Annotated in this window: 22 protein-coding genes; 6 read left to right on the top strand and 16 right to left on the bottom strand. The window is 63.0% G+C overall.

The window, feature by feature from the left end; translation table 11 throughout:
• Window positions 1-22 precede the first annotated feature (22 nt).
• Window positions 23-1,123 (bottom strand): chorismate synthase, encoded by a 1,101-nt coding sequence (gene aroC, locus CIT31_RS08865; RefSeq protein WP_095518416.1) that lies wholly within the window; start codon window positions 1,121-1,123, stop codon window positions 23-25.
• Window positions 1,124-1,401: 278 nt separating this feature from the next.
• On the opposite strand from aroC, the gene CIT31_RS08860 reads away from it, so the two are divergent.
• Window positions 1,402-1,659 carry a DUF1344 domain-containing protein gene (locus tag CIT31_RS08860; protein WP_029355578.1) on the top strand — a complete coding sequence of 86 codons (258 nt, stop codon included), beginning with the start codon at window positions 1,402-1,404 and terminating at the stop codon, window positions 1,657-1,659.
• A gap of 125 nt (window positions 1,660-1,784) precedes the next feature.
• Here CIT31_RS08860 and CIT31_RS33785 read toward each other — a convergent pair whose 3' ends face one another.
• The 5 genes from CIT31_RS33785 to CIT31_RS08840 all read right to left on the bottom strand — a co-directional run bounded on the left by CIT31_RS33785 (window position 1,785) and on the right by CIT31_RS08840 (window position 5,224).
• Window positions 1,785-2,051, bottom strand: a complete 267-nt coding sequence (locus CIT31_RS33785; protein ID WP_133116120.1) for a hypothetical protein — start codon at window positions 2,049-2,051, stop codon at window positions 1,785-1,787.
• 29 nt (window positions 2,052-2,080) lie between these two features.
• Entirely contained in the window at window positions 2,081-2,668 is a 588-nt protein-coding gene (locus CIT31_RS08855; RefSeq protein ID WP_095518286.1) for a histidine phosphatase family protein, read from the bottom strand.
• Window positions 2,669-2,725: 57 nt separating this feature from the next.
• Window positions 2,726-3,544 (bottom strand): enoyl-ACP reductase FabI, encoded by an 819-nt coding sequence (fabI, locus tag CIT31_RS08850; RefSeq protein WP_095518285.1) that lies wholly within the window; start codon window positions 3,542-3,544, stop codon window positions 2,726-2,728.
• Between the two features lie 186 nt (window positions 3,545-3,730).
• Entirely contained in the window at window positions 3,731-4,651 is a 921-nt protein-coding gene (locus tag CIT31_RS08845; protein WP_095518284.1) for a DnaJ C-terminal domain-containing protein, read from the bottom strand.
• 99 nt (window positions 4,652-4,750) lie between these two features.
• Window positions 4,751-5,224, bottom strand: coding sequence for an RT0821/Lpp0805 family surface protein (locus tag CIT31_RS08840; RefSeq protein ID WP_095518283.1), 474 nt, complete (start codon window positions 5,222-5,224; stop codon window positions 4,751-4,753).
• Window positions 5,225-5,264: 40 nt separating this feature from the next.
• On the opposite strand from CIT31_RS08840, the gene pdxH reads away from it, so the two are divergent.
• Window positions 5,265-5,882 (top strand): pyridoxamine 5'-phosphate oxidase, encoded by a 618-nt coding sequence (gene pdxH, locus CIT31_RS08835; protein WP_029355567.1) that lies wholly within the window; start codon window positions 5,265-5,267, stop codon window positions 5,880-5,882.
• Window positions 5,883-5,969: 87 nt separating this feature from the next.
• Here the strand turns inward: pdxH and CIT31_RS08830 are convergent, their stop codons facing one another.
• Together CIT31_RS08830 and CIT31_RS08825 are read right to left on the bottom strand one after the other, a co-directional pair.
• Complete coding sequence (locus tag CIT31_RS08830) at window positions 5,970-6,719, bottom strand: crotonase/enoyl-CoA hydratase family protein (protein ID WP_095518415.1); 750 nt, start codon at window positions 6,717-6,719, stop codon at window positions 5,970-5,972.
• A gap of 53 nt (window positions 6,720-6,772) precedes the next feature.
• Window positions 6,773-8,542, bottom strand: a complete 1,770-nt coding sequence (locus CIT31_RS08825; protein ID WP_095518282.1) for an acyl-CoA dehydrogenase family protein — start codon at window positions 8,540-8,542, stop codon at window positions 6,773-6,775.
• Window positions 8,543-8,752: 210 nt separating this feature from the next.
• On the opposite strand from CIT31_RS08825, the gene CIT31_RS08820 reads away from it, so the two are divergent.
• Together CIT31_RS08820 and CIT31_RS08815 are read left to right on the top strand one after the other, a co-directional pair.
• Window positions 8,753-8,989, top strand: a complete 237-nt coding sequence (locus CIT31_RS08820; protein ID WP_095518414.1) for a hypothetical protein — start codon at window positions 8,753-8,755, stop codon at window positions 8,987-8,989.
• 172 nt (window positions 8,990-9,161) lie between these two features.
• Window positions 9,162-10,259, top strand: a complete 1,098-nt coding sequence (locus CIT31_RS08815; protein ID WP_165778393.1) for a glycoside hydrolase family 25 protein — start codon at window positions 9,162-9,164, stop codon at window positions 10,257-10,259.
• A gap of 20 nt (window positions 10,260-10,279) precedes the next feature.
• On the opposite strand, the gene purD is transcribed toward CIT31_RS08815, so the two are convergent.
• Window positions 10,280-11,557 carry a phosphoribosylamine--glycine ligase gene (purD, locus tag CIT31_RS08810; protein ID WP_095518280.1) on the bottom strand — a complete coding sequence of 426 codons (1,278 nt, stop codon included), beginning with the start codon at window positions 11,555-11,557 and terminating at the stop codon, window positions 10,280-10,282.
• 150 nt (window positions 11,558-11,707) lie between these two features.
• Here purD and ubiA point away from each other — a divergent pair, with 150 nt between their 5' ends.
• A complete protein-coding gene (ubiA, locus tag CIT31_RS08805) occupies window positions 11,708-12,691 on the top strand; it encodes a 4-hydroxybenzoate octaprenyltransferase (RefSeq protein ID WP_095518279.1) in 984 nt (327 codons plus the stop codon).
• Here the strand turns inward: ubiA and CIT31_RS08800 are convergent, their stop codons facing one another.
• The 3 genes from CIT31_RS08800 to CIT31_RS08790 all read right to left on the bottom strand — a co-directional run bounded on the left by CIT31_RS08800 (window position 12,692) and on the right by CIT31_RS08790 (window position 15,853).
• Entirely contained in the window at window positions 12,692-13,258 is a 567-nt protein-coding gene (locus CIT31_RS08800; RefSeq protein WP_029355556.1) for a DUF6101 family protein, read from the bottom strand.
• 183 nt (window positions 13,259-13,441) lie between these two features.
• Entirely contained in the window at window positions 13,442-14,872 is a 1,431-nt protein-coding gene (locus tag CIT31_RS08795) for an FAD-binding oxidoreductase (RefSeq protein ID WP_095518278.1), read from the bottom strand.
• A 9-nt stretch (window positions 14,873-14,881) separates the two neighbouring features.
• On the bottom strand, window positions 14,882-15,853 hold the full coding sequence (locus CIT31_RS08790) for an L-threonylcarbamoyladenylate synthase (RefSeq protein ID WP_165778380.1): 972 nt from the start codon (window positions 15,851-15,853) through the stop codon (window positions 14,882-14,884).
• A 175-nt stretch (window positions 15,854-16,028) separates the two neighbouring features.
• Here CIT31_RS08790 and CIT31_RS08785 point away from each other — a divergent pair, with 175 nt between their 5' ends.
• Window positions 16,029-16,484, top strand: coding sequence for a hypothetical protein (locus CIT31_RS08785; RefSeq protein WP_095518276.1), 456 nt, complete (start codon window positions 16,029-16,031; stop codon window positions 16,482-16,484).
• A gap of 30 nt (window positions 16,485-16,514) precedes the next feature.
• Here the strand turns inward: CIT31_RS08785 and glyS are convergent, their stop codons facing one another.
• From glyS to CIT31_RS08760, 4 genes are all read right to left on the bottom strand, one after another.
• On the bottom strand, window positions 16,515-19,100 hold the full coding sequence (gene glyS, locus CIT31_RS08780; protein ID WP_095518275.1) for a glycine--tRNA ligase subunit beta: 2,586 nt from the start codon (window positions 19,098-19,100) through the stop codon (window positions 16,515-16,517).
• Between the two features lie 92 nt (window positions 19,101-19,192).
• Window positions 19,193-19,573: an endonuclease domain-containing protein gene (locus tag CIT31_RS08775; protein ID WP_095518274.1), complete on the bottom strand. Its 381-nt coding sequence runs from the start codon at window positions 19,571-19,573 to the stop codon at window positions 19,193-19,195.
• 440 nt (window positions 19,574-20,013) lie between these two features.
• A complete protein-coding gene (locus CIT31_RS08765; protein ID WP_095518273.1) occupies window positions 20,014-20,961 on the bottom strand; it encodes a glycine--tRNA ligase subunit alpha in 948 nt (315 codons plus the stop codon).
• 125 nt (window positions 20,962-21,086) lie between these two features.
• On the bottom strand, window positions 21,087-22,862 hold the full coding sequence (locus tag CIT31_RS08760; protein ID WP_095518272.1) for a tetratricopeptide repeat protein: 1,776 nt from the start codon (window positions 22,860-22,862) through the stop codon (window positions 21,087-21,089).
• Between the last annotated feature and the right edge of the window lie 91 nt (window positions 22,863-22,953).

Raw genomic sequence — 22,953 nt, 5'->3', positions numbered from 1 at the left:
ACTCCCCTACTGCCTTACTCCCCTACTGCCTTCCCGTTTGTCCTCGATGACGCAGATAGTGATCGGCAATCGCGCAGGCAACCATCGCCTCGCCGATCGGTACCGCGCGGATACCGACACACGGATCGTGCCGGCCCTTGGTCATGATCTCGACGTCGTTGCCGTCCTTGTCGATTGACTTTCGCGGGGTCAGGATCGACGAGGTCGGCTTGACGGCAAAGCGCGCGACGATCGCCTGGCCGGTCGAGATGCCGCCGAGGATGCCGCCCGCATTATTGGAGAGGAAGACCGGCTTGCCGTCATTGCCCACGCGAATCTCGTCGGCATTCTCTTCGCCGGTAATGCGGGCGGCCTCGAAGCCGTTGCCGATCTCGACACCCTTGACGGCATTGATCGACATCAGGCCCGAGGCAATGTCCTGGTCGAGCTTGGCGTAGATCGGCGCGCCGAGGCCTGCCGGAACGCCATCGGCGACGATCTCGATCACCGCGCCGACCGAGGAACCCGCCTTGCGGATGCCGTCAAGATACGCGGTGAAGGTGGCGACCGATGCCGGGTCGGGCGTGAAGAACGGATTTTCGGCGTCGCCAACGAAATTCCAGTTCCAGTTGGCGCGGTCGATCGATTTCTCTCCCATCGAGACCAGCGCACCGCGCACGACCATACCGGGCACGATCTTGCGGGCCAAGGCTCCGGCCGCCACTCGCGCCGCCGTCTCACGGGCCGAAGACCGGCCGCCACCGCGATGATCTCGCAGGCCGTATTTGGCATCGTAGGTGTAATCGGCATGACCAGGCCGGTACTGGCGGGCGATCTCGCCATAGTCCTTGGAGCGCTGGTCGACATTCTCGATCAGCATCGACACCGGCGTGCCGGTGGTGATCATGGTCTCACCGTCCTCATCCAGGATGAAGCCGGACAGGATCTTGACCTCGTCGGGTTCGCGACGCTGCGTCACAAAACGCGATTGACCCGGACGGCGCTTGTCGAGGTCGGCCTGGACCTCCGCGCGCGTGAAGCGGATGCCGGGCGGACAGCCGTCGACCACGCAGCCGAGCGCTGCGCCATGGCTTTCGCCCCAGGTGGTGACGCGGAAAAGGTGGCCAAACGTATTGTGAGACATGAAAACCAGCCCTGCCGGCATCGGAGCCGGCTTAGCGCATGACCGCGAAAATCGGAGCGATTTTCGGGGTCATGCGCAAAATCAAAGTGCTTCAGCGTCCTGCGCGCGTCCAACGGGGCGCGCGGCGCTGTAGCCTGCGTTCTATTGGCGTTTTCGGCAGCGGTCAAACTGTGATCTGGCGGATTTAGTTTTGACACATTCGGTTGGTTTCTGCTTCCTTCGATCCGTCTGTTGAACACCCGCCGCCACCGTGCCGGCGCAATGATAAGAGGACGATGATGCGTATCCTACTCGGCGCCGTTGCCGCCATGTTGCTGATTTCCACCGCCGCCTTCGCCGGCCAAACCGAAGGTCTGATCAAAGAGATCGATAAGGACACGTTGACGCTGACACTCGACGACGGCAAATCCTACAAGCTGAACGCCGAAACCGATCTCGAAGCGCTGAAACCCGGCATGGATATCGTGATCGCCTACGACGAGACAAACGGCGAGAACGTCATCACCGACATGCAATTGCCGGATTCAACCGAATAGCGCCTTTCCGGCTGACCTGTCCCGAAAGCCGGGATGAAGGTCGTGTGACCTACCATCTTGTCCGAACCCCCGGTTCGGGATCACGGTCTTAGTCAAAACTCATTCAGCCGACTTCAGGCCTTCGTTCACGACACACTCTGTCGGGCAGCGACGCACCACGCCTGCTCGGCAATGGGCGGCTCCATCGTCGAAATGGCCGGTGAAGAGTTCCGGCTAGATACGGCCTGACTCATGCCGGAGCTCCATCGAGCCAGAGCTTGTTCGCCGCCCTCGACCGGATCGGGGGCCGCGATGATCGTCGCCACGGCCTCAAGATCGGCAGGTGTCCTCAATGTCAGCATGTCGGACGGCTTTGCCGGCCGGTGTGAAGCGACGGCGAGAGGGCTGAACACGGTCGTTCAGAGTGAGTGGGTTTCGACCCTTAGAGCCACTCCAGGCGTCGTCCCTCTAGCCTGAGCAAGCGATCCTGCGGCACATTCAGGGTTGCGGCTTCTTTCTCGGGCATTCCCAGCACCATGCGGAACAGGGCGCGCACGACGCCGCCATGGGTCACGCAGACCGTCTGGCGGTCCAGCGCGTCGAACCACGGCTTTATCCGTTCGAGCAGCATTTGATAGCTTTCGGCGCCCTCGCCGGGCGGCAGGAAATTCCATTTATCGAAGCGCCTCTCCCTGGCTGAGCCCAAATGCCGGGCCTCGAGTTCGGGAAAGGTGAAACCCTGCCAGTCGCCGAAACTCATTTCGACAAGGCGAGGATCGGTACGATAGGCATGCGGATCGAGCTTCATCGCCGCGCGCAGGCGCTCCATGGTCTCGCGCGTGCGCCGCATCGGGCTGGTGACAAAGTCGAAATCCTGGGGGTTATGGACAAATTCGGCCAGCCGGCGCCCGTTGCGGCTAGCCTGCTCGCGGCCGAGCGCATTGAGATCGGTGTCGGCCTGCCCCTGCAACCGCGACTCGGCGTTCCACTTCGTCTGGCCGTGGCGTGCGATGTAGACGAGCGGATACATCAGGTCTTCCGGAAGAGATCGGGAGCAGACAGGCAGGATTGGTGTTCGTGGAAGGAACTAGTCCTTGACGGTCGAAATGTCGGGTGCGTCGACGGCCTTCATGCCGACGACATGGTAACCGGAATCGACATGGTGGATCTCGCCGGTGACGCCGCGTGAAAGGTTGGACAGGAAATAGACGGCTGAATCGCCGACTTCCTCCTGAGTGACCGTCTGCTTCAGCGGCGAATTGTATTCGTTCCACTTCAGGATGTAGCGGAAATCGCCGATGCCGGAGGCCGCGAGCGTCTTGATCGGCCCGGCCGAGATGGCGTTGACGCGGATCTTCCTGGCGCCAAGGTCCACGGCCAGATAGCGCACGCTGGCTTCGAGCGCCGCCTTGGCGACGCCCATTACGTTGTAGTGCGGCATCACCTTTTCCGCGCCATAATAGGTCAGCGTCAGCAGCGAGCCGCCCTCGCTCATCAGCGCCTCGGCGCGCTTGGCGATGGTGGTGAAGGAATACACCGAAATGTCCATGGTGCGCAGGAAATTGTCGCGCGTCGTCTCGACATAGCGGCCTGTCAGTTCGTCCTTGTCGGAAAAGGCGATGGCGTGGACGAGGAAATCGAGCTTGCCCCAATGCTTGGCGATGTCGTCGAACACCGCACCCAGCGTTGCCGGATCGGTCACATCGCAATGGCCGGCGACATGGGCGTTGAGTTCCGCCGCCAGCGGCTCGACGCGCTTCTTGAACGCCTCACCCTGATAGGTCAGCGCAATCTCGGCGCCGTGGTCGACGCAAGCCTTGGCTATGCCATAGGCGATCGACCGATTGTTCGCGACGCCAAGGACAAGCCCGCGCTTGCCGGCCATAATGCCTTGTCCACCCGCCATGTGAGCGCTCTCCGCAATATCTTCTGCTTTGTGGAGTGGCTATCGCACAGGCACAGAGCCCCTTCAAGCGTTCAACACGGACAGTTCAGGGACAAAAGCATCGCCCCACAGCGCCGCGCGTCCCTTTGGACGCACAAAGGACGCTGTAGCACCTAACCTTGCGCATCGATTTTAGGGGGTCATGCGCTAGCGTTTCCGGTTGCGCATCAGCGCTTCGAGATCGCTGTCGCCCCCTTCGGGAAGCATCAGCCGCACATGCGCGTAGAGATCACCGTGTCCGCCAACTTTTTCCGGCAAGCCCCTGCCCTTCAGCCGCAGGACCTTGTCCGAGCTCGACCAGGGGGGAACATTGACCGCAACCTTGCCGGTCGGCGTTTCGACCGCCACCTTGGCTCCCAACACGGCATCCGCCAGTGCAACCGGCAGGTCGGCGTGGAGGTCGCGGCCTTCGACACGATAGCGCGGGTGCCGCCGGAAGCGGATCTTGACCAGCGCGTCGCCCGGCTGGCCCGGCCCTTGCTCGCCCTGGCCTTTCAGCCGGATGGTCTGGCCGTCCTCGACATAGGCTGGCAGCTTGACGGCGACCTTGCGTCCGTCGGGGAACATCGCCGTTACCTTCTCCGCAGTCGCCGCTTCCTCGATGGTGATGTCGAGCGTCACGTTCAGGTCGGCGCCGGACGGCGCCTGCCGGCCGGCGCCCATGCCGGCACCGCGAGAGAAGGTCTCGCCGAATATCTGGCTGAAGATGTCGCTGTTGCCGTCGAACGGATCGCCGCCCGGACGGCTTGAGCGAAACTCGAAACGTGAGCCGCCCGGCCCTTGCTGCCGGCGAAAACCTGCGAACGGATCGGCGCCGCCGGCGGCACCCTCGAAACCTTGAAAGCGCGGCTTGCCCTCGGCGTCAATCTCGCCGCGATCGAAAGCCGCACGGTTCTTCTCGTCGCCGACGATTTCGTAAGCCTGGTTGGCTGCGGCAAACCGCTCCTTCGCCTTGGGATCCGGATTCTGGTCCGGATGATACTCCTTGGCGAGTTTGCGGTATGCCGATTTTATGTCCTTGGCCGATGCGTTCTTGGCAACGCCCAGCACCTCATAGGGGTCGCGCATGCTTCCTGCCCTGGAGAAGGAGTGAGTCCACGATTGCCATCTATATGCGCTCGCATAGGAAGAAATTCCAGTGGCGCGCGGTCATATGATGGTGGAAAATCAGAGCGCTTTGAAGTCCTGCATCCGCCAGGCGCCGGCGCCGGCCAGGCACACCTCGCCCTTGAACAGGGCTACGCCGTCGAAGCTTTCGCGCGACGCGGTGAAGCGGCGGCAAAGCTGGCCGTTGTCTCTGGACTCCGCCAGTTCGGTGATCGAGCCGCGCGAACCGGTATCGGAATTCGCCCAGGGAACGGCCTGCCCGCCAAGTTCCTGGATATCGGCGGAAGACACCGCGTTGCGGATCGTCGCCTGGTCCGAGGCGCGATCCTGATCGATCGGCGAGGCAGCAGCAGGCGTGCTGCTGGTCAGGATCGTACGGTCGACCTCCGCCTGCTCCAAACTGAAGCCGCCGGCACCGCAGGCCGCAAGCGGCAAGGCGACCAGCACGATCGCGACCTTGACCGCAGCCTGGGCGCTGGCCGAAGCAATAAGGCTCCATTGCCTGCTGTCAAAAGGTTGCGCGATGCGCGACAATCGGCAATCTCCCCGGCCGGCAATAGAATTTGGAAAAACTATGAGCGAAACTGAGTTAACAAGCGGTGACTTTACCGAGGCTGCCGAGCCATTCCGCCTGTTTGCCGCATGGCTCGACGACGCAACGAAAAGTGAGATCAACGATCCCAACGGCGTGGCGCTGGCGACCGTCGATGCCGAGGGCATGCCGAATGTGCGGATGGTGCTGCTCAAGGGGTTCGATGAAAGCGGATTTGTCTTCTATACGAATTTCGAGAGCGCCAAAGGCCGCGAGATTCTTGGCAGCATGAAGGCGGCGATGTGCTTTCACTGGAAATCGCTGCGGCGGCAGGTGCGCGCACGCGGGCCGGTGGAGATCGTTACCGAGGCGGAAGCGGACGCCTATTACGCGACGCGTCCGCGAGGCAGCCGCATCGGCGCTTGGGCCTCGAAACAATCGCGGCCGCTGGAGAGCCGCTTCGCACTGGAAAAAGCCGTTGCCGAATACACGGCGCGCCATGCGATCGGCGAGATCCCACGGCCGAAACACTGGTCGGGCTTCCGTATCGTGCCGCAGACGATCGAGTTCTGGCACGATCGGCCTTTCCGGCTGCACGACCGCCTCGTCTTTTCCCGCAACGCGGAGGGCGGCTGGGACAAGACAAGGCTTTATCCCTAACATTCAGGCGCATCAACTTCTTCGGGAAACGATCGGGATGAAAATGCCCATTATCGGATTGAAGAGTTTCGATCGCAGAACGCTAGGTTATTTCTTCCTGGTCATGAAGGCCATCAAGGCCGCGCGGGCCTCCTCGGACTTGAGCCGCTCGCGGAAATGCTCGCTTTCCTGGCCAATACGGGCAACAAGGTCTTCACGCGAGCCGCGCATCAGGTCACGCGCGATCTTCAGCGCTTGCGGCGGCTTGGCCGCGATTTGACTGGCCGCTGCCAGGACGGAGGCTTCGAGCTCGTTATCCTCGACCACCGCGTAGATCAGCCCGGCAGCTTTCGCCCGCTCGGCAGAAAAACCTTCACCGAGGCCAAGCAGCGCGAAGGCGCCTTGCCGGCCGAGAATCTGCGGCGCAAGCAGGCTCGACCCCGCCTCGGGGACCAAGCCGAGATCGACGAAGGGCGTGCGGAATAGTGTGCGCGGCGTGGCGAAGGTCAGGTCGCAATGCAGGTTGAGCGTGGTGCCGATGCCGACCGCGATGCCATCGACGCCGGAAACCATGGGCTTTTCCGTCCTGGCCAGTGCCATCAGGAAATCCCAGACCTCGGTGCCGCCCTCGCCGCCGGTGGCGACGACCATAAAATCGGCAAGGTCGTTGCCGGACGAGAAGGCGCCTGAAACACCGAAGAAGACATGGACGCGGATCGCCGGATCGGCGTCGCCCTCGGCAAGCGCCGCCGACATTTTCGCATACATGGCGCGCGTCAGCGCGTTCTTCTTGTCCGGACGGTTCATGCGGATGATCTGGATGGCGCCCTGGCGCTCGACGAGGATGTGGTCTGTCACGGGTGATCCTTTGTGAACGTCAGCCTTTTCGTGAAACGGCAACCTTATGGATGTCAGGCAGAAATCAGTGTCTTGCCCGCAGCGGCAAGGCTTTCGGCGCCGCCGATGACGCGCTCCTTCAGCGCGCCCGCCTCGCGAAGCAGGTTTTCGGCGAAGAAACGGCAAAGGGCGACGCGGCTTTGGTCGGCAAGCGCGCCGCGTGCCAGATAGGCGCCGCCCGCCGCAAGCGAGATCAGCCGCAGATACGACGTAGCACCGGCCAGCGCCTCGTCCGAGCGCCCGTCGGCAAGCAGCCCTTGCAGGAAACGCGTCGCGTGGCCGACGTCGTCGAGCGCCTGGTCGAGAGCATCGGCGGTGCGGCCAAAACCCCTGGGATTTGAGGTCCGCACTTCATCGGCGACCGCTTTTAGTTCGGCGATGTAACCATGCACATGCTCGCCACCGCCCAACGGCAGCTTACGCGCCACTAGGTCGATCGCCTGGATGCCGTTGGTGCCTTCGTAGATCGGCGCGATGCGCGCGTCGCGATAAAGTGCTGCCGCACCCGTCTCCTCGATGTATCCCATACCGCCATGAACCTGCAGCCCGAGCGAGGCGACTTCGACGCCGACATCGGTGGAAAAGGCCTTGGCCAATGGCGTCAACAGATTGGCACGTTCCTGCCAATGGATGGCTTCATCGCCGACGGATACGCGCGCGTAGTCAATGGCATGCGCGCAGGAATAGCTGATGGCGCGTGCAATCTGGGTCAGCGCCTTCATGGTCAGGAGGTTGCGCTGCACGTCCGGGTGATGGACGATCGGCGCCATGCCGTTGCCATCATAGCTCGCGGCCTTACCTTGCCGGCGGTCATTGGCATAGGCGAGCGCCTTCTGCGTGGCCGTTTCGGCGACCGCCACGCCCTGCATGCCGACGGCAAGCCGCGCATTGTTCATCATGGTGAACATGCAGGCGAGGCCCTTGTTTTCCTCGCCGATCAGCCAGCCGATCGCACCAGGCGCCATCCCGTCGAAACCATCGCCATAGATCATGGTACAGGTCGGCGAGGCGTGGATGCCCAATTTGTGCTCCAGCCCGGAGCAGAAGACATCGTTGCGTGCGCCCAGCGCGCCATCCTCGCCGACAAGGAATTTCGGCACCAGGAACAACGAAAGGCCACGTGTGCCGGCCGGCGCATCCGGCAGCCGCGCCAGCACCAGGTGGACGATGTTGTCGGTGAAATCGTGCTCGCCATAGGTGATGAAGATTTTTTGCCCGAAGATGCGGTAGGTGCCGTCGCCGGCCGGCTCGGCGCGGGCGCGCAACGCATTCAGGTCCGAGCCCGCCTGCGGCTCGGTCAGGTTCATCGTGCCCATCCATTGGCCGGAGACGAGCTTTTTCAAGTATTTGGCCTTCAGCGCCGGTGAGGCGTGCTTGTCGAGCGCTTCGACCGCGCCCATGGTCAGCGTCGGGCCGATGCCGAAGGCCATGGCGGCGGAGTTCCACATTTCGAGCGCAGCGACGCCCAGCATGGTCGGCAGCGCCTGGCCGCCGAATTCCTCCGGTGCCGACAGCGCGTTCCAGCCGCCGTCGATCCAGCGGCGGTAGAGCGCCTTCCAGCCGGGCGGCATGGTGACGGCAGCGCCGCTCAGCACCGCGCCTAGTTCATCGCCGATCTTGTAGAGCGGCGCGACCTCCTCTGTGGCGAAGCGGCCGGCTTCCGCCAGAATGGCGTCGACGAGGTCTTCGCCAAGCTCGCCAAAGGAGCCGGCGGCGAGCGCCGGCTTCAGGCCGGCCACATACTTCAGCGTGAAGGCGATCTCCTCGACCGGTGCCCGATACATGCCGCTCGCTCCTCCTCTGTCCGGCAGGGAAATTTATGATCCGTGCGGACACAAAACCATTCGCTTTTGGGTCGCCGCTCCCGCCTTCTTTTTACGTAAACGTCAAATTTTGTCACGCGGATTTTGCATTTGGAGCTGTTCAGGCTAAAATCGGCAAAAAGCCGGACAAGCCGACCGGCGACAGACCAAGAATACTGGATCGGACCGCACGTGCTCGCCAGACCTCACGCCTATCGCTGCATCGAATGCGGCCTGCCCTATCGAGCGGCAGGTTTTTGGCACCATCGGGGCAAGATCGAGGTCGGCTCCGCCTATTGGTCGGATCGCGGCATTCTGTGTTCGCCGAAATGCTCGCTGGCCCATCATCGCAAACGCGAGGCTGAGGAAACGCTGCCGCAGGCGCCGGCGCCCGACCTGTTCCAGATCCAGCCGCTCTCCCCTCGTTGATGGCCAGCAAAACCATAACCGGCCGAATTGCGGCATTCGCCACGGACCGCCGAAAGCATTCCCTTAACCATGGCGGTTCAGGATCAGGCTTTGGCCAGCAAGGATCTGCTGTTTGAAGCCGCCGGCGCACCCTCTCCGCCGCCTAGGACTCCTCGTCGCGACCGCGATGATAATGGCGTTGGGGCCGGCACAAGCCTCGGATTTCTCCGAGCCGTGGAAGGCCGACCGGGCGCTGGTGATCGACGCCTACGAATACAATTCCATCGATTGGGCTGAACTTGCGACCGACAAGCGGATCGTCGGTTTCATCAACAAGGCGTCCGACGGGATGCCGCCAGCCTATTTCTGTTTCGGCGACGAGACCGAGACGCGGCTCTGCAAGGCGCTGTGGAAGCGCCATGCGGTGGCACAGGAACTGTTCCAGACGCGCAAGGTGGTGGCCAAGGCGCTCGGCCTGAAATGGGGCGCTTACCATCTCGCCCGCCCCGGCAATCCCGTGGGACAGGCCAATAATTTCATCAACTTCGCGAAACCTGGTCCGGATGACCTGCTCGCCCTCGACATCGAGGATGACGACCCCACGAAATGGATGTCGCTCGAGGATGCAGAGGAATTCGTCCGCCATGTGCATCGGCGGCTGGGCCGCTTTCCGGTGCTCTACACCAACGGCAAGACCGCCAGGCACATCGCCGACAACAAGTACAAATACCGGCTCCTGTCGCGGCTGCCGCTCTGGTATGCGCGCTACAAGCCGGACATCGGCATGCATTTTCCGATGGGCAACTGGCAAGGCTACGCACTCTGGCAGTTCTCGGCAAAAGCCAATTGCGGCCGGTTCCGCTGTCCATACCGGGTGGCCGGCACGCCGAACGATATCGACGTCAATGTCGCACCGATGGATGCCGCCACATTGCGCGCGCAATGGCCCTTCGGCGGCCTGATCGACGTGCAGCCGGACTACCTTGCCTCGATACCGGTGCCTCTCTCGCGCGAGGCCGGCCTTGCGGGCAATGCCATCACCTACGCCACCGTGGTGGCACCATCGACCTTCACCGAAATCACCGCCATGTTCAGCGCCCGCTGGGCCAAGTTCCGCAGCAGCTTTCAAATGCCTGCTGTGAAGACGTTGCTGCGCCTTCCGCGCGGGATTGCCGAATATGTGGCCTGGACGCGGAACGAAAAGCACTCGGCATCAGCGGTTGAAGCCACGCCCGCCGCCGGCGATCCGGTCAGCACCGCATCAACCGAGTTCGACCATGGCCAGCGCTAAAAGCTGAAAGCCGTTCGGCGTCAGCGCGCCTGCTCGCGCGCGACGGCCTGCCAGCCGATGTCGCGGCGGCAAAAACCTTGCGGCCAATCGATCTGGTCGAGTGTGGCATAGGCTCGTCTCTGCGCCTCTCCGACCGTGTCGCCGACAGCCGTGACGTCGAGCACACGGCCGCCATTGGCGATCAGCGCGCCGCTGTTGATGGCGGTACCGGCGTGAAAGATCTCGACGCCATCGCCAGCGGCCTCTTCGAGGCCGCGGATGACCGAGCCCTTTTCCGGCGTGCCGGGGTAACCCCTTGCCGCCATCACCACAGTGAGCGCCGCCTCGTCGCGCCAGCGCACGGAGGTATGTGCAAGCTGGCCGTCGGCAGAAGCGTTGAGCAGGACCAGGAGATCGTCCTTCAGCCGCATCATCAGCACCTGGCATTCCGGGTCGCCGAAACGGGTGTTGTATTCGATCAGCTTCGGCCCCTCGCCTGATATCATCAGCCCGGCAAACAGCACGCCGGAAAACGGTGCGCCAAGTTCGGCCATGCCGCGCATGGTTGGCTCTACGATCTCGCGCATGGTCCGGTCGATGATCTCCGGCGTCATCACCGGAGCCGGCGAATAAGCCCCCATACCGCCGGTGTTCGGGCCGATGTCGCCGTCACTGAGGCGCTTGTGATCCTGTGCGGTGCCGAACGGCAACGCGGTGGCGCCGTCGCACAGGCAAAAGAAACTCGCCTCCTCGCCGGTGAGAAACTCCTCGACCACCACCTCGGCGCCGGCCTGTCCGAAGGACCCGTCGAAACAGGCATCGAGTGCGGCCAGCGCCTCGGCCAACGTCATGGCGACGGTGACACCCTTGCCGGCGGCGAGGCCGTCGGCCTTGATGACGATCGGCGCGCCCATCTTTTCGACATAGGCCCTGGCCGAGGCCATGTCGCCGAAGCGGCCATAGGCGGCGGTCGGGATATCATATTTCGCACAGAGGTCCTTGGTGAAGCCTTTCGAACCTTCCAGCCGCGCCGCCGCCCGGGATGGGCCGAAGACGCGAATGTTCGCGGCGCGGAGGTCGTCGGCAATGCCGGCAACCAGCGGCCCTTCCGGCCCTACCACGACGAGGTCGATGTTTTTCTCCGTGCAGAACCGGGCCACCGCCGCATGATCGGCAATGTCTAACGTCACCAGTTCGGCTTCGTGGCCGATGCCCGGGTTGCCGGGGGCCGCGTAAAGCTTCGTCAGCAGCGGCGAGGCCGCGATCTTCCAGGCCAGCGCATGCTCGCGGCCGCCGGAGCCGATCAACAAAACACGCATGCCAGATCCCTTGCCATTCCACGATCAGGACTGCGCTATTGCGCCCCGGACGATGGGTCAAGACATTTGGGAGAGTTTGAAGCAATTCCACACGGGAACGAGGCCTGCTTGATGCTTGACGGCGTTCGCCACTGCTGCCACTCCAACACTATGGAACCCATCCAATCGAAAGCTGCCCAGGGCCGCGTCGCCGATGCGCCGAGCGGCCACTGGGTCTACCGCATTCTGCCGCGCTGGCTGTGGCCCTATGCGCAGCTTGCCCGGTGGGACCGGCCGATCGGCTGGCAGTTGCTGCTGTGGCCGTGCTGGTGGTCGGCAGCCCTTGCCGCGAGTGCCTATTCACGCCCTACCGATACGCTGCTCTCGCTGCTGCCGACACCTTTGTACCTGCTGCTGTTCCTGATTGGCGCCATCGCCATGCGCGGCGCCGGCTGCACCTATAACGATCTGGTCGACCAGGACATCGACAACCAGGTGGAACGTACGCGCTCACGGCCGCTGCCGGCGGGAAAGGTCACGCGCCGGCAGGCTTGGGCGTTTCTCGTTATTCAGGCACTGATTGGACTCGCTGTGCTTCTGCAGTTCAACGGCTTTGCCATCCTGCTCGGCATCTGCTCGCTCGCCGTAGTCGCCATCTACCCATTCATGAAGCGGTACACCAACTGGCCGCAACTGGTTCTCGGCCTTGCTTTTTCCTGGGGTACGCTGATGGGATGGGCGGTCGAGTTCCGCGATCTCGACGGCCCGCCCGTCATGCTCTATATCGGCTCGATCCTGTGGGTGATCGGCTATGATACGATCTATGCGCATCAGGACAAGGAGGACGACGCCATCGTCGGCGTGCGCTCGACCGCACGCCTGTTCGGCGACAACACCAAGGCCTGGCTCGTCGGGCTTTATGGCGGGGCGCTGGTCTGCTTCGCCATCGCCTTCGCGTCGGCGCAGGCGCCCGTGCCGGCGCTGGCCGGACTGATCGCCGCCGGAGCGCATATGGCGCGGCAAATCGCAGTGCTGGACATCGACGATCCGGACCAGTGCATGCTCTTGTTCAGATCGAACAACCAGGTCGGCTGGCTGATCTTCCTTGGCCTGATCGGCGGCGCGCTGTGGGTGGCGTTGAAGCCGCTGGTGTAGCTATCCGCGCGAAATGATCTCCTGGCCGCCAATCACCAGCCTGAGGCCGAGATCGCCGGCCCTGCGACGGGCGAGGAAGCGCGGACGACGCGTGGTCGAAACCCGACCCTTGCGGCGGTTCTGCGCCGGCAATGTCTTGATGGCGGCGCCAAGCGATTCCTCCAGCGTGCGGGCGATGCCGTCTGATTCGATCAGAAGCATCGGCAGACGGTAGGCATCGGCCCAGGCACGCCAGTCGGCGGCGACATCCTCGAGATCGTCGGCCACTAGCAGCGGCACCGACAGCATCGGATCATTGTGCAGAAGCTCCAGCGTCACCGTGACATTGCCATCCGGATCCTCCATCGCGCGGGCGGCCACGCCACGAAACGCGTTGGCGGGCAGAGCGATGAACGCCGGCAGGCCGCTCATCTCCAGCATGCGGCGAATGACGGCGCCACGGTGGTCGATGGTGAAGGTAACGTCGCCATAATCGTCGCGCGTGGCGTAGCTCACCACCTGCGGCAGGCGGAATGGGTCGAGGCGCATGTTGCGCCCGGCCCAGACTGGCTTCAGTCCAGTGTTCATATTGTGCCTTTCCTGTCTCTCCTGAGAGCCGGTCTTCCGGTTCTCCGGGCCGGTTTTCCAGCCTCGTTGTGGAGAAACATTAGGGCGGGCTTCTTATCGCAGCGCTTAAGAAAGTCGGTTAAATTTTGCTGATCTCGAGGGGATGGTTATCGGAATGCAACCATTCACAAGACGTCGAAAGGATCAGATAACCTTACCAGGATTCATGATGCCGGCCGGGTCGAAGGCCGCCTTCACCCTGCGCATCAAATCGATCGCCATCGGCGGCGCTGTCGCGATCAATTCATCCCGCTTCAGCTGGCCAATGCCGTGCTCGGCCGAGATCGAGCCGTGAAAGCTGCGCACGACATCGTGCACGGCCTTGTTCATGGCGTGATAGAGCCCGAGAAACGCTTCGTCATCGCCGCCGACCGGCCGGGAGATATTGTAGTGGAGATTGCCGTCGCCCATGTGGCCGAAACACACCTCGCGCGCACCGGGGCTGACCGATTGAACGGCGCCGGCCGCCTTTTCGATGAATTGCGGGATGGCCGCCACCGGCACAGAGATGTCGTGCTTGATCGAGGCGCCTTCGGGCTTCTGCGCCTCGGGCAGCACCTCGCGGAAATTCCAGAAAGCATCGCCCTGCGCGATGCTCGCCGCAATCACTGCATCGCCGACGATCCCCTGCTCGAGGCCGGCTGAGAGCACCTCCTCGATCAGGGCCCTCGCATCCTCCGCCGAGCGCCCCGACGAGATCTGCATCAGCACATACCACGGCCAATCCCCGGACAGCGGCCGCACGACGCCTGGCGCGTGCAGAAGCGTAAATTCGTAGGGTCTCTGGCCGATCAGTTCGAAAGCGGTGAGTGCAGCGCCGGCGCGATCCATCGCCAGGCTGAACAGGGACAGTGCCGCCTCCGGCGAGGACAGGCCGGCAAAGGCCACCTCGCGCCCCTTGGGCTTGGGGAAAAGCTTGAGCACGGCGGCGGTGATGACGCCGAGCGTGCCTTCAGCGCCGACAAACAGGTTCTTCAGATCGTAGCCGGTGTTGTCCTTCTTCAGCTTGCGCAGATCGTCGAACACCTCGCCGGTCGGCAGCACCACTTCGACGCCGAGGCAGAGCTCACGCGCATTGCCATAGGCAAGCACGCCGGTGCCACCGGCATTGGAAGAGAGATTGCCGCCGATCTGGCAGGAGCCCTGCGCGGCAAGCGACAGCGGAAACAGCCGGTCGGCGGCGCCGGCCGCTTCCTGCAGCGTCTGCAGGATGACACCGGCCTCGACGGTGACGGTGTTGGAGAGGAGGTCGATCTCACGGATGCGGTTCAGCCGCGACAGCGACAGCACGATCTCGCGGCCGGACATATGCGGCACCTGCGCGCCGACCAGCCCGGTGTTGCCGCTTTGCGGCACGACCGGCGTTCCCGTCTCGGTCGCCAGCCGCATGATGCGGCTAACCTCGTCGACGCTGCCCGGCCTCAGCACCAGCGCCGTTCGGCCATGCCAAAGGCCGCGCCTTTCTATGAGATAAGGCGCGATATCCTGCTGGTTCCGAAGCGCGTATTTGTCGCCGACGATTGCCGCAAAGCGGTCAATGAGGGCGACGTCGAGATCCCGGGATATGTCGTTCATAGGTGGAAACTATGGTGCCCAATCGATCTTGTCACGAGGGGCGGCAGCGCGCGAAAGCCGGTCGTTGATCGCCTCGCCCAGCCCGTCGAACGGAATCGGCTCGACGGCGATTGTCTTGGCGCCGCTGCGATCGAGATCCTGCATGTGGGCAAAGAGGTTGGCCGCGGCTTCACGCAGGTCGCCGGTCTCCGACAGGTTGCGCAAAGCAGCAGCACCTTGCCAGCCTTCGGCACGGCGGGGGCCGAACGCCAGCAAGGCTTCGCCCTTTGCGACTTTTGCGGCGTTGACCCGCACCGCAGCACCCGGCGCGTAATGCGAGGCGAGCATGCCCGGCGCCTCGATGCCCGTCGCACCGCGCGACAGCGTCGTGCCGGCGACCGCTTCAATCTCCTCGGCGGCAATGCCTCCCGGTCGCAGCAGCCGCAGCTTTCCGCCCTCGATCTTGACGATCGTCGATTCGAGCCCGACGGACGTTGCGCCACCATCGACCACCAGCTTGATTTTTGCACCGAGATCCGCCGCCACTGCCTTGGCTGTCGTGGCGCTGATCTTGCCTGAGGAATTGGCGCTGGGCGCTGCGAGCGGGCGTCCGAGCCTAGCGATCAGTTCGCCGCCAAAGCCTTTCGGCATGCGCAGCGCGATCGTATCCAGCCCGGCGGTGACCAGCGGATGAATGCCGTTGCCGGGCCGCTGCGGCAGCACCATCGTCAGCGGTCCCGGCCAGAATGTCTGCGCCAGTCTTTTCGAGAGGGAATCGAACAGCGCGATGTGCTCGGCCATCGCCAGATCGGCAACATGGGCGATCAGCGGGTTGAAGCGCGGCCGGCCCTTGACCTCGAAGATGCGCGCTACGCCGACGCCATTGGTGGCGTCGGCGGCCAGCCCGTAGACGGTTTCCGTCGGAATGGCGACGACATCACCGCCTTCGAGCAGCGCCAGCGCCCGCTCCATCGCCTCGCCGGCGGCAAGTATCTCAGCCACTCTCATCACCTTACAGAAGCAGGACCTCACAGATGTGGGTGCGTAATACGGTGACGTTTACGGGGCAAGTCCGGGCGTTAGCGAATTACCAAATCGCTAAAATGCTAGCTTTCCTCGCAAGCCCGCATCAATTCCCGGACGGTATGTTGACTGCCTGTTGGGCAGGGGATCTATCATGGTCTGGGTGCGTATCCTGGGAGCGCTTGGTCTCACTCTGGCGGCGGGCGGAGCACACGCTTCGTCCTTCGTTGTTCTCGGTGCACCATCCTCGACGCCGTCCGTCGTCAAGCTCGGCGCGCCTGAACCGGTGAAGGTGGCTGGGAGCTCCTCGACGCTATCGATCGTGGCGCTCGGCGAACCAGTGCCTGATGTCACCTATGAAAAAGTTGCTGCGATCCCGAGCCAGCCCAAGCCCAAGCATGATTTCATGCAAAGCCCGATGATCATTCGCGGCGGCATCGTCGGCGATGCCTTCGCAAAGCCGGCCCCGAGCGCCGCGCCTGCCGCGACAACCGCTGCAGCACCTGGGGCGGCCACCAGATCCGACAAAAAGATAACGGCAACGAACAGCCCGCCTGAGCCGGCAACGCCGCAACCGACGCCCATTCCCGAGATCGAGCAGGCCAGATAGCCGTTCGAAGGCTATGACGAACGCTCGCGCTCAGCCGGCGATCTTCGAGAAATCCGCAACCTGGTCGGTCGCTGCCCGGATGCGCGCCAGCAGTGCCAGACGATTGGCACGAACGGCCTGGTCCTCATCATTCACAAGAACGCGTTCAAAGAATGAATCAACCGGTTCACGCAACGCGCTGAGCGCCAGCATGGCGGCGGAAAAGTCTTCATTGTGAATCGCTTGGCCGGCTTCCTTCTCGGCTTGATTTACCGCGGCAAACAGCGTTTTTTCGGCATCTTCCCGGAATAGACCCGGCTCAACACGTTCGGCAACCGTCGTTTTCTTCTTCTCCTCGGCGGCCAGGATGTTGGCCGCACGCTTGGTGCCGGCAAGCAGGTTCCTGCCGTCCTCGGTGTCGAGGAAGGAGCCAAGTGCTTGGACGCGGCGGACGATTTGGAGGAGATCGTCGTTGGACGATTGGCCAATCTCCCCCCTTGAGGGGGAGATGCCCGGCAGGGCAGAGGGGGTCGTCTTGCGTGGGTCGGCGACCCCCTCTGTCGCCTTCGGCGACATCTTCCCCTCAAGGGGGGAGATCAGGCGCGAGCCCGCTGACAACACCGCATCTATCAAATCATGCCGCGCACCCTGGTCGCGCAAATAGACTTTTAAGCGATCGTGGAAGAAGGAGATGAGGTCGGCAATTATTTCAGCCGCAGAATGGTCTGGGGGTTCTACGCCACGTACCTCCGAGGACAACAAACCTGCTCGCTCACTGAGCAGATCATCGGCCGATCCAACGCCAGTAGTGAAATCACCCCCGTCATCCGCTCGCCAGACCACCGAAAAACGATTACCGCCATTGTAGGTAAGTCCGAACAGTGCGTTAAGAAACTGGCGCTGGACCGGTAGCCGCACGCCATTCTCGACCAAGATCCTGATCACCCCTAGCGCTGCTCTTCTCAGCGCATAGGGATCCTTTGACCCCGTCGGCTTTTCGTCAATCGCCCAGAAGCCGACCAGCGTGTCGAGCTTGTCGGCGAGCGCTACGGCCACCGATACCGGGTCGGTCGGAACACGGTCGGACGGGCCCTGCGGCTTATAATGTTCCTCAATCGCGGCGGCGACCGAGGGATGCTCTCCCTGTAGCAGCGCGTATTTGCGGCCCATGGCGCCCTGCAATTCGGGGAATTCGCCGACCACTTCGGTGGTGAGATCGGCCTTGGCCAAGACGGCAGCGCGACGTGCGAGCGCGGGAATCTCCCCCCTTGAGGGGGAGATGTCGCCGAAGGCGACAGAGGGGGTCGGCACGTCCTGACGCGACGCCCTATCGCGGACAGAGGATGCCGGAGTTTCACGCGCAGCCACCCCCTCTGGCCTGCCGGCCATCTCCCCCTCAAGGGGGGAGATTGAACTCGCTACGATCGGCGCCAACTCCTCAGCAAGCCGTACAATCCGCTCCACCCGCTCACCTAGGGTGCCGAGTTTGGCATGGAAGGTGACGCCGAGATGGTCGAGGCGGGCCATGCGCTGGTCGAGCGGCTTTTTGAGATCGAGCCCGAACTTTTCCGCCGATGCCTGCAACTGGTCGAGATCAGGCAGGTCGCCCTGGTCGGTCTTCCAGAAATAGAGCGCGTCGGACAGCCGCGCGCGCACCACCTTGCCGTTGCCGTAGGCGATCTCCTTGCCGCCATCCTTGGCTTCGATATTGGCGGTCAGGATGAAGCGGTTGGAAAGCTCTTCACCGACGCCCTGCGGCCGCGCGACGAAACACTTCTGGTTGGCGCGGATGGTCAGCCGGATCACCTCGGCCGGAATGGCGAGAAAGTCTTGCTCGAACTCGCCCATCAGCACCACAGGCCACTCGACCAAGCCTGACACCTCCTCGAGCAGCCCCTCGTCCTCGACAAGGTCGAGCCTGTTGGCGAAAGCCAGATTCCTGGCGTCGGAAAGGATGATCTCCTTTCGCCGGTCGGCGTCGAGCACGACCTTCGCCGCCTCCAGCTTGGCGGCATAGTCGTCGAAGCGGCGCACGGTGATCGCGCCCGGGGCGTGAAAACGGTGGCCGTACGTTACGTTGCCCGAGCGGATGCCGTCGATCTCGAAATCGACGACCACCGGCTCCTCGGTCTCAGGGCCGAAGGTGCAGAGGATGGATTGCAGCGGCCGCACCCAGCGCAACGATCCGGGTTTCGCCGAGGCCGGCCCCCAGCGCATCGATTTCGGCCATGGAAAATCGCGGATGACGCCTGGAACCAACTCGGCAATGATTTCTTCCGCCGCCCGGCCCGGCTTCGCAATATGGGCGACATAGAAGTCTCCCTTCTTCGGATCGGCATGGATATGCGCCTCGGCGATCGAGGAGAGACCGGCCTTGCGCAGAAAACCCTGGACCGCTTGTTCGGGAGCCTTGGTCGAAGGCCCCTTGATCTCCTCGCTGATGTCCTTCGAGCGCGCGGTCACGCCGCGAATGTCGAGCGCGAGCCGCCGCGGCGTCCAATATTCGCGCGCCGCCTCATAGGTCAGCCCGGCCTCGACCAAACCGTCCGTCATCATCTTCTTCAGGTCGCCCGCCGCCTTGCGCTGCATGCGCGCGGGAATCTCTTCCGAACGGAGTTCTAAAAGCAGGTCGGGCATAAATTAGCTCCTCACCCTCCCCTTGATGGGGAGGGTCGGCGCGTCAGCGCCGGGGTGGGGTGGCGGCGTCTCGGTCACCAGCGCCCTCTGCGTTATCTCTCGGGGCGAAGGTGTAATTTCCGTTCTTCCACCGCCGCATAGATCGTATCAAGCACGGAATCCAGTTCGTTTTTCACTTCATGGTTCCAGAAGCGGATCACGCGATAGCCCTGGGTTTCGAACCACTTCGTTCGAACCTCATCACGGCGCTGCTGGCCATCAAAGCTGTGGTGGGCACCGTCGACCTCGATGATCAATTTCAGCCGATGGGACATGAAGTCCGGAAAGTAAATCCCGACGGATGCTTGTTTACGGAAGTGCGCGCCTTCCACGGGGATTCGCCAGAGATGCCGCCACAAGATGCGTTCCTCATCGGTCATTGCCGCCCGAAGCCGTTGCGCAGACTGCAGCTTGAACCGGTCAAGCTTCGGCATTGGCAAATCGCCCCGGCACCCCCACCCGCCGCTTCGCGGCGACCTCCCCCATCGAGGGGGAGGTAAAGAGGGCATAGCAACTCGGCTGGCTGCTGTCACCCTTCCCCATGCAATCGGCATGTTTACCGGCGATTTCCAAAAATATTCCGCTGCCTGTCGGGTCGAAGCGGGGCTATCCGTCCTTGGATCACAGATTTCCATGAACCGAACGCAGCGCTGAAGCGACCAACGCTCAGGCAGAGGACTATTGGCTGAACGACCATGAAGACGGCATCGACATTCCTGCAGATCCTCGCGCTCAGCGCCTGTTTCGCGGCGCAGGCTCATGGCACGTTCACGATGCCTGGCGTTAGACAGGCGCTGCGGACGATGGCTGGTTCCAGCGGCCAAGGTGTACTGCCAATCAGCGCTTCAGTCGAAATCGCAAATTGCCTCTGGAGCTAAGCCGCCAGCCCACCTGCCTGCGTCAGCAAAAACGCCTCGCCGCAGGCTTTCGCCAGATTGCGCACCCGCAAGATGTAGCTCTGGCGCTCGGTGACGGAAATCACGCCGCGCGCGTCGAGCAGGTTGAAGACGTGGCTGGCCTTGATGCACTGGTCGTAGGCGGGGAATACCATCCGGTGGTTCCCCTCCCCCTTGAGGGGGGAGAAAGGCGCGCCGGCTTCGAGCAACGCCTTGCACTCGGCTTCGGCGTCCTCGAAATGCCGAAGCAGCATCGCGGTGTTGGCGAATTCGAAATTGTGCCGCGAATATTCCTGCTCGGCCTGCAGGAAGACGTCGCCATAGGTCACCTTGTCGGCGCCGTCGCGGCCGTTGAAGTTGAGGTCGTAGACATTGTCGACGCCCTGTACATACATGGCCAGCCGCTCCAGCCCGTAGGTAAGCTCGCCCGCCACCGGCGCGCATTCGATGCCGCAGACCTGTTGGAAATAGGTGAACTGTGACACTTCCATGCCGTCGCACCAGCACTCCCAGCCCAGCCCCCAGGCGCCCAGCGTCGGGCTTTCCCAGTCGTCCTCGACGAAGCGGATGTCATGCAGAAGCGGATCGACGCCGATCGCCGCCAGCGAGCCGAGATAAAGCTCCTGCAGATTAGGCGGGTTCGGCTTCAGGATCACCTGGTACTGGTAATAGTGCTGCAGCCGGTTCGGGTTCTCGCCGTAGCGCCCGTCCTTGGGCCGGCGCGAAGGCTGCACATAGGCCGCGTTCCAGCGCTTTGGCCCGAGCGCGCGCAGTGTCGTCGCCGGGTGGAACGTGCCGGCGCCGACTTCCATGTCATAGGGCTGGAGAACGACGCAGCCATAGTCGGCCCAGTGGTTATGCAAGGTCAGGATGAGCCCCTGGAACGACCGGCTGGGATGCATATGGGCTGGGATATCAACGGTCACGGCGGCCTCACGGAGCGGCGGGATGCGGCACCTATTGGATGAGACCGCATGATCTTGTCCGAAAAGTCTGCAACTTTTCGGGATCAGGCTCTAGAGCGCCGCCTGCCAAGCGTCAAGGCGAAGGGTCAGCCCTTCGGCGCGGGCGCCGGTTCGGGCTTGACCTTCGGGGTTTCCTGCGCCGTGTTGGATTCGATCGGCGGCAGGCCCTTCAGCAGTTTCTGCTGTAACGCGGCGAGCACGTCGGGATCCGGCTTCAGGTCGCGGGCCTGGTTCCACTGGAAGGTGGCTTCCAGCCTGCGGCCAACGCGCCAATAGGCATCGCCGAGGTGATCGTTCAGCACCGGATCTTCCGGCTTCAGCGACACGGCACGCTCCATTTCGCGCACAGCGTCTTCAAACCTGCCCAGGCGGAAATAGGCCCAGCCCAGCGAATCGACGATGTAGCCGTCGCTCGGCCTGAGGTCGACGGCCTTCTGGATCATCTGAAGGCCTTCCTCGAGGTTGATGTTCATGTCCACCCAGGAATAGCCGAGATAGTTCAGAACCTGCGGCTGGTCGGGGAACATTTCCAGCGCCTTGCGGAAATTCGGCTCGGCCTTCGGCCACTCCTTCAGCCGCTCATAGGCGATGCCGCGCTGGTAGAAAATGTTCCAGTCGGCGCGGGTCGGGGTCTTCAGCATCGCTACCGCCTTGTCATAGAGACCGGCCGCGGAGCGGAAATCCTCCTTCGAGGCATAGACGCCACCGAGCGCCTGATAGGCGCGCATGTCGTCGGGATGCGCTTCGACGAGGGCCTTCAGATGGGCGATGGCCTCCTCATAGCGGTCGAGATCGGCAAGGTTGAGGCCGAGCTGCAGTTCCGAAAGCGGCTTCAGCGGCGAACTGGCCGGGATGCGCCGATAGAAGGCGATGGCGCCTTCGCCGTCCTTCAACTGCTCGGAAACGGCGGCGAGTTGGACAAGGGCCGCGTCGCTGTCGGGCCGCAGTGCCAGGGCATATTGCAGATAGAGGCGGACGAACGGCTCGCCGCCACCGCGATTGAGCGCGGTGGCGAGATCGAGCAGTATTTCCGAGGCGCCGTCGGAGGGGCCGGCAACGAAGGGTTCGACCTTCTCGCCCTTGGTGATCCTGTCGCGAAGCGCTGATATCTCGACCTTGCCGGGTGCAAATGCCTCGGCCTGATCGAGCACGGACAGCGCCTTGTCCTTGTCGCCCTTGCGGGCAAGGAAGGAGGCATAGGCCTGCGCATTCCGCATCCAGGTTTCGGGCGCCGCGCTACCGGTCGCGGTGTCCTGCAAGGTGGCGGCGTAGATCGCGTCCGCCTTTTCGGGCAGGCCCGACGCATCGGCGATCAGCGCGCGATGGAAGGATTTGAAGAGGCCGAACCAGTCCGGACCCTGCAGCCTGTCGATGGAGGACATGGCCTCGCTGGGGTCGCCGGCGCCCTGCTTGGCCCAGCCGGTCATAACGCCGGAGATCAGCCGGTCGAGGTCGGATTCGAGCGAAAGCTTCAGCCAGTACTCGGCCTTGGTGAAATCCTTTTTGTGAAAGGAACCGACGGCCAGCGCCAGGCGCGAGAACCGCTCGACGTCGGGAACCGTCTTGAGCTTGTCGGCATAGACCAGCGATTCTTCGAAGCGCCCTTGCGCGATCAGCGACAGCATCAGGCTTTGCTGCAACGACGTATCACCGGGAGCGAAGGCGAGCGCCTGCTTGTAGTAGGCGATGGCGCTGTCGAGATCATTGTCGCCTTCGGCGACCCGCGCGGCAAGATAGGCGCCCGAGAACGACGTGATATTGACTGGCTCGGTGGTCTCTTTGGCATAGGCAGGCAAACCGGAGATCGCCATGCCCGTCACAATTGCCAGCCCTGTCAGCCAGCGCGCACATCCTTGCCGCATCGTATCCCTTTCAGTCAAAGCCATGCCCGCGTCGGCGGGATCGCCGTAGACTCGATCTTTTCCAGGCAAAGCATGGCCTTTTTGGGGTCAT

Origin of the sequence: Mesorhizobium wenxiniae (assembly GCF_002284535.1) — a bacterium.
Lineage (GTDB): Bacteria > Pseudomonadota > Alphaproteobacteria > Rhizobiales > Rhizobiaceae > Mesorhizobium > Mesorhizobium wenxiniae.
This window is presented reverse-complemented; position numbering and strand designations above follow the sequence as displayed.

Coding starts and splice junctions, on each gene's coding strand:
- aroC (WP_095518416.1), bottom strand. CDS start 1,123: ATGTCTCACAATACGTTTGGCCACCTTTTCCGCGTCACCACCTGGGGC.
- CIT31_RS08860 (WP_029355578.1), top strand. CDS start 1,402: ATGCGTATCCTACTCGGCGCCGTTGCCGCCATGTTGCTGATTTCCACC.
- CIT31_RS08855 (WP_095518286.1), bottom strand. CDS start 2,668: ATGTATCCGCTCGTCTACATCGCACGCCACGGCCAGACGAAGTGGAAC.
- fabI (WP_095518285.1), bottom strand. CDS start 3,544: ATGGCGGGTGGACAAGGCATTATGGCCGGCAAGCGCGGGCTTGTCCTT.
- CIT31_RS08845 (WP_095518284.1), bottom strand. CDS start 4,651: ATGCGCGACCCCTATGAGGTGCTGGGCGTTGCCAAGAACGCATCGGCC.
- pdxH (WP_029355567.1), top strand. CDS start 5,265: ATGAGCGAAACTGAGTTAACAAGCGGTGACTTTACCGAGGCTGCCGAG.
- CIT31_RS08825 (WP_095518282.1), bottom strand. CDS start 8,542: ATGTATCGGGCACCGGTCGAGGAGATCGCCTTCACGCTGAAGTATGTG.
- CIT31_RS08815 (WP_165778393.1), top strand. CDS start 9,162: ATGGCGTTGGGGCCGGCACAAGCCTCGGATTTCTCCGAGCCGTGGAAG.
- purD (WP_095518280.1), bottom strand. CDS start 11,557: ATGCGTGTTTTGTTGATCGGCTCCGGCGGCCGCGAGCATGCGCTGGCC.
- ubiA (WP_095518279.1), top strand. CDS start 11,708: ATGGAACCCATCCAATCGAAAGCTGCCCAGGGCCGCGTCGCCGATGCG.
- CIT31_RS08800 (WP_029355556.1), bottom strand. CDS start 13,258: ATGAACACTGGACTGAAGCCAGTCTGGGCCGGGCGCAACATGCGCCTC.
- CIT31_RS08795 (WP_095518278.1), bottom strand. CDS start 14,872: ATGAACGACATATCCCGGGATCTCGACGTCGCCCTCATTGACCGCTTT.
- CIT31_RS08785 (WP_095518276.1), top strand. CDS start 16,029: ATGGTCTGGGTGCGTATCCTGGGAGCGCTTGGTCTCACTCTGGCGGCG.
- glyS (WP_095518275.1), bottom strand. CDS start 19,100: ATGCCCGACCTGCTTTTAGAACTCCGTTCGGAAGAGATTCCCGCGCGC.
- CIT31_RS08775 (WP_095518274.1), bottom strand. CDS start 19,573: ATGCCGAAGCTTGACCGGTTCAAGCTGCAGTCTGCGCAACGGCTTCGG.
- CIT31_RS08760 (WP_095518272.1), bottom strand. CDS start 22,862: ATGCGGCAAGGATGTGCGCGCTGGCTGACAGGGCTGGCAATTGTGACG.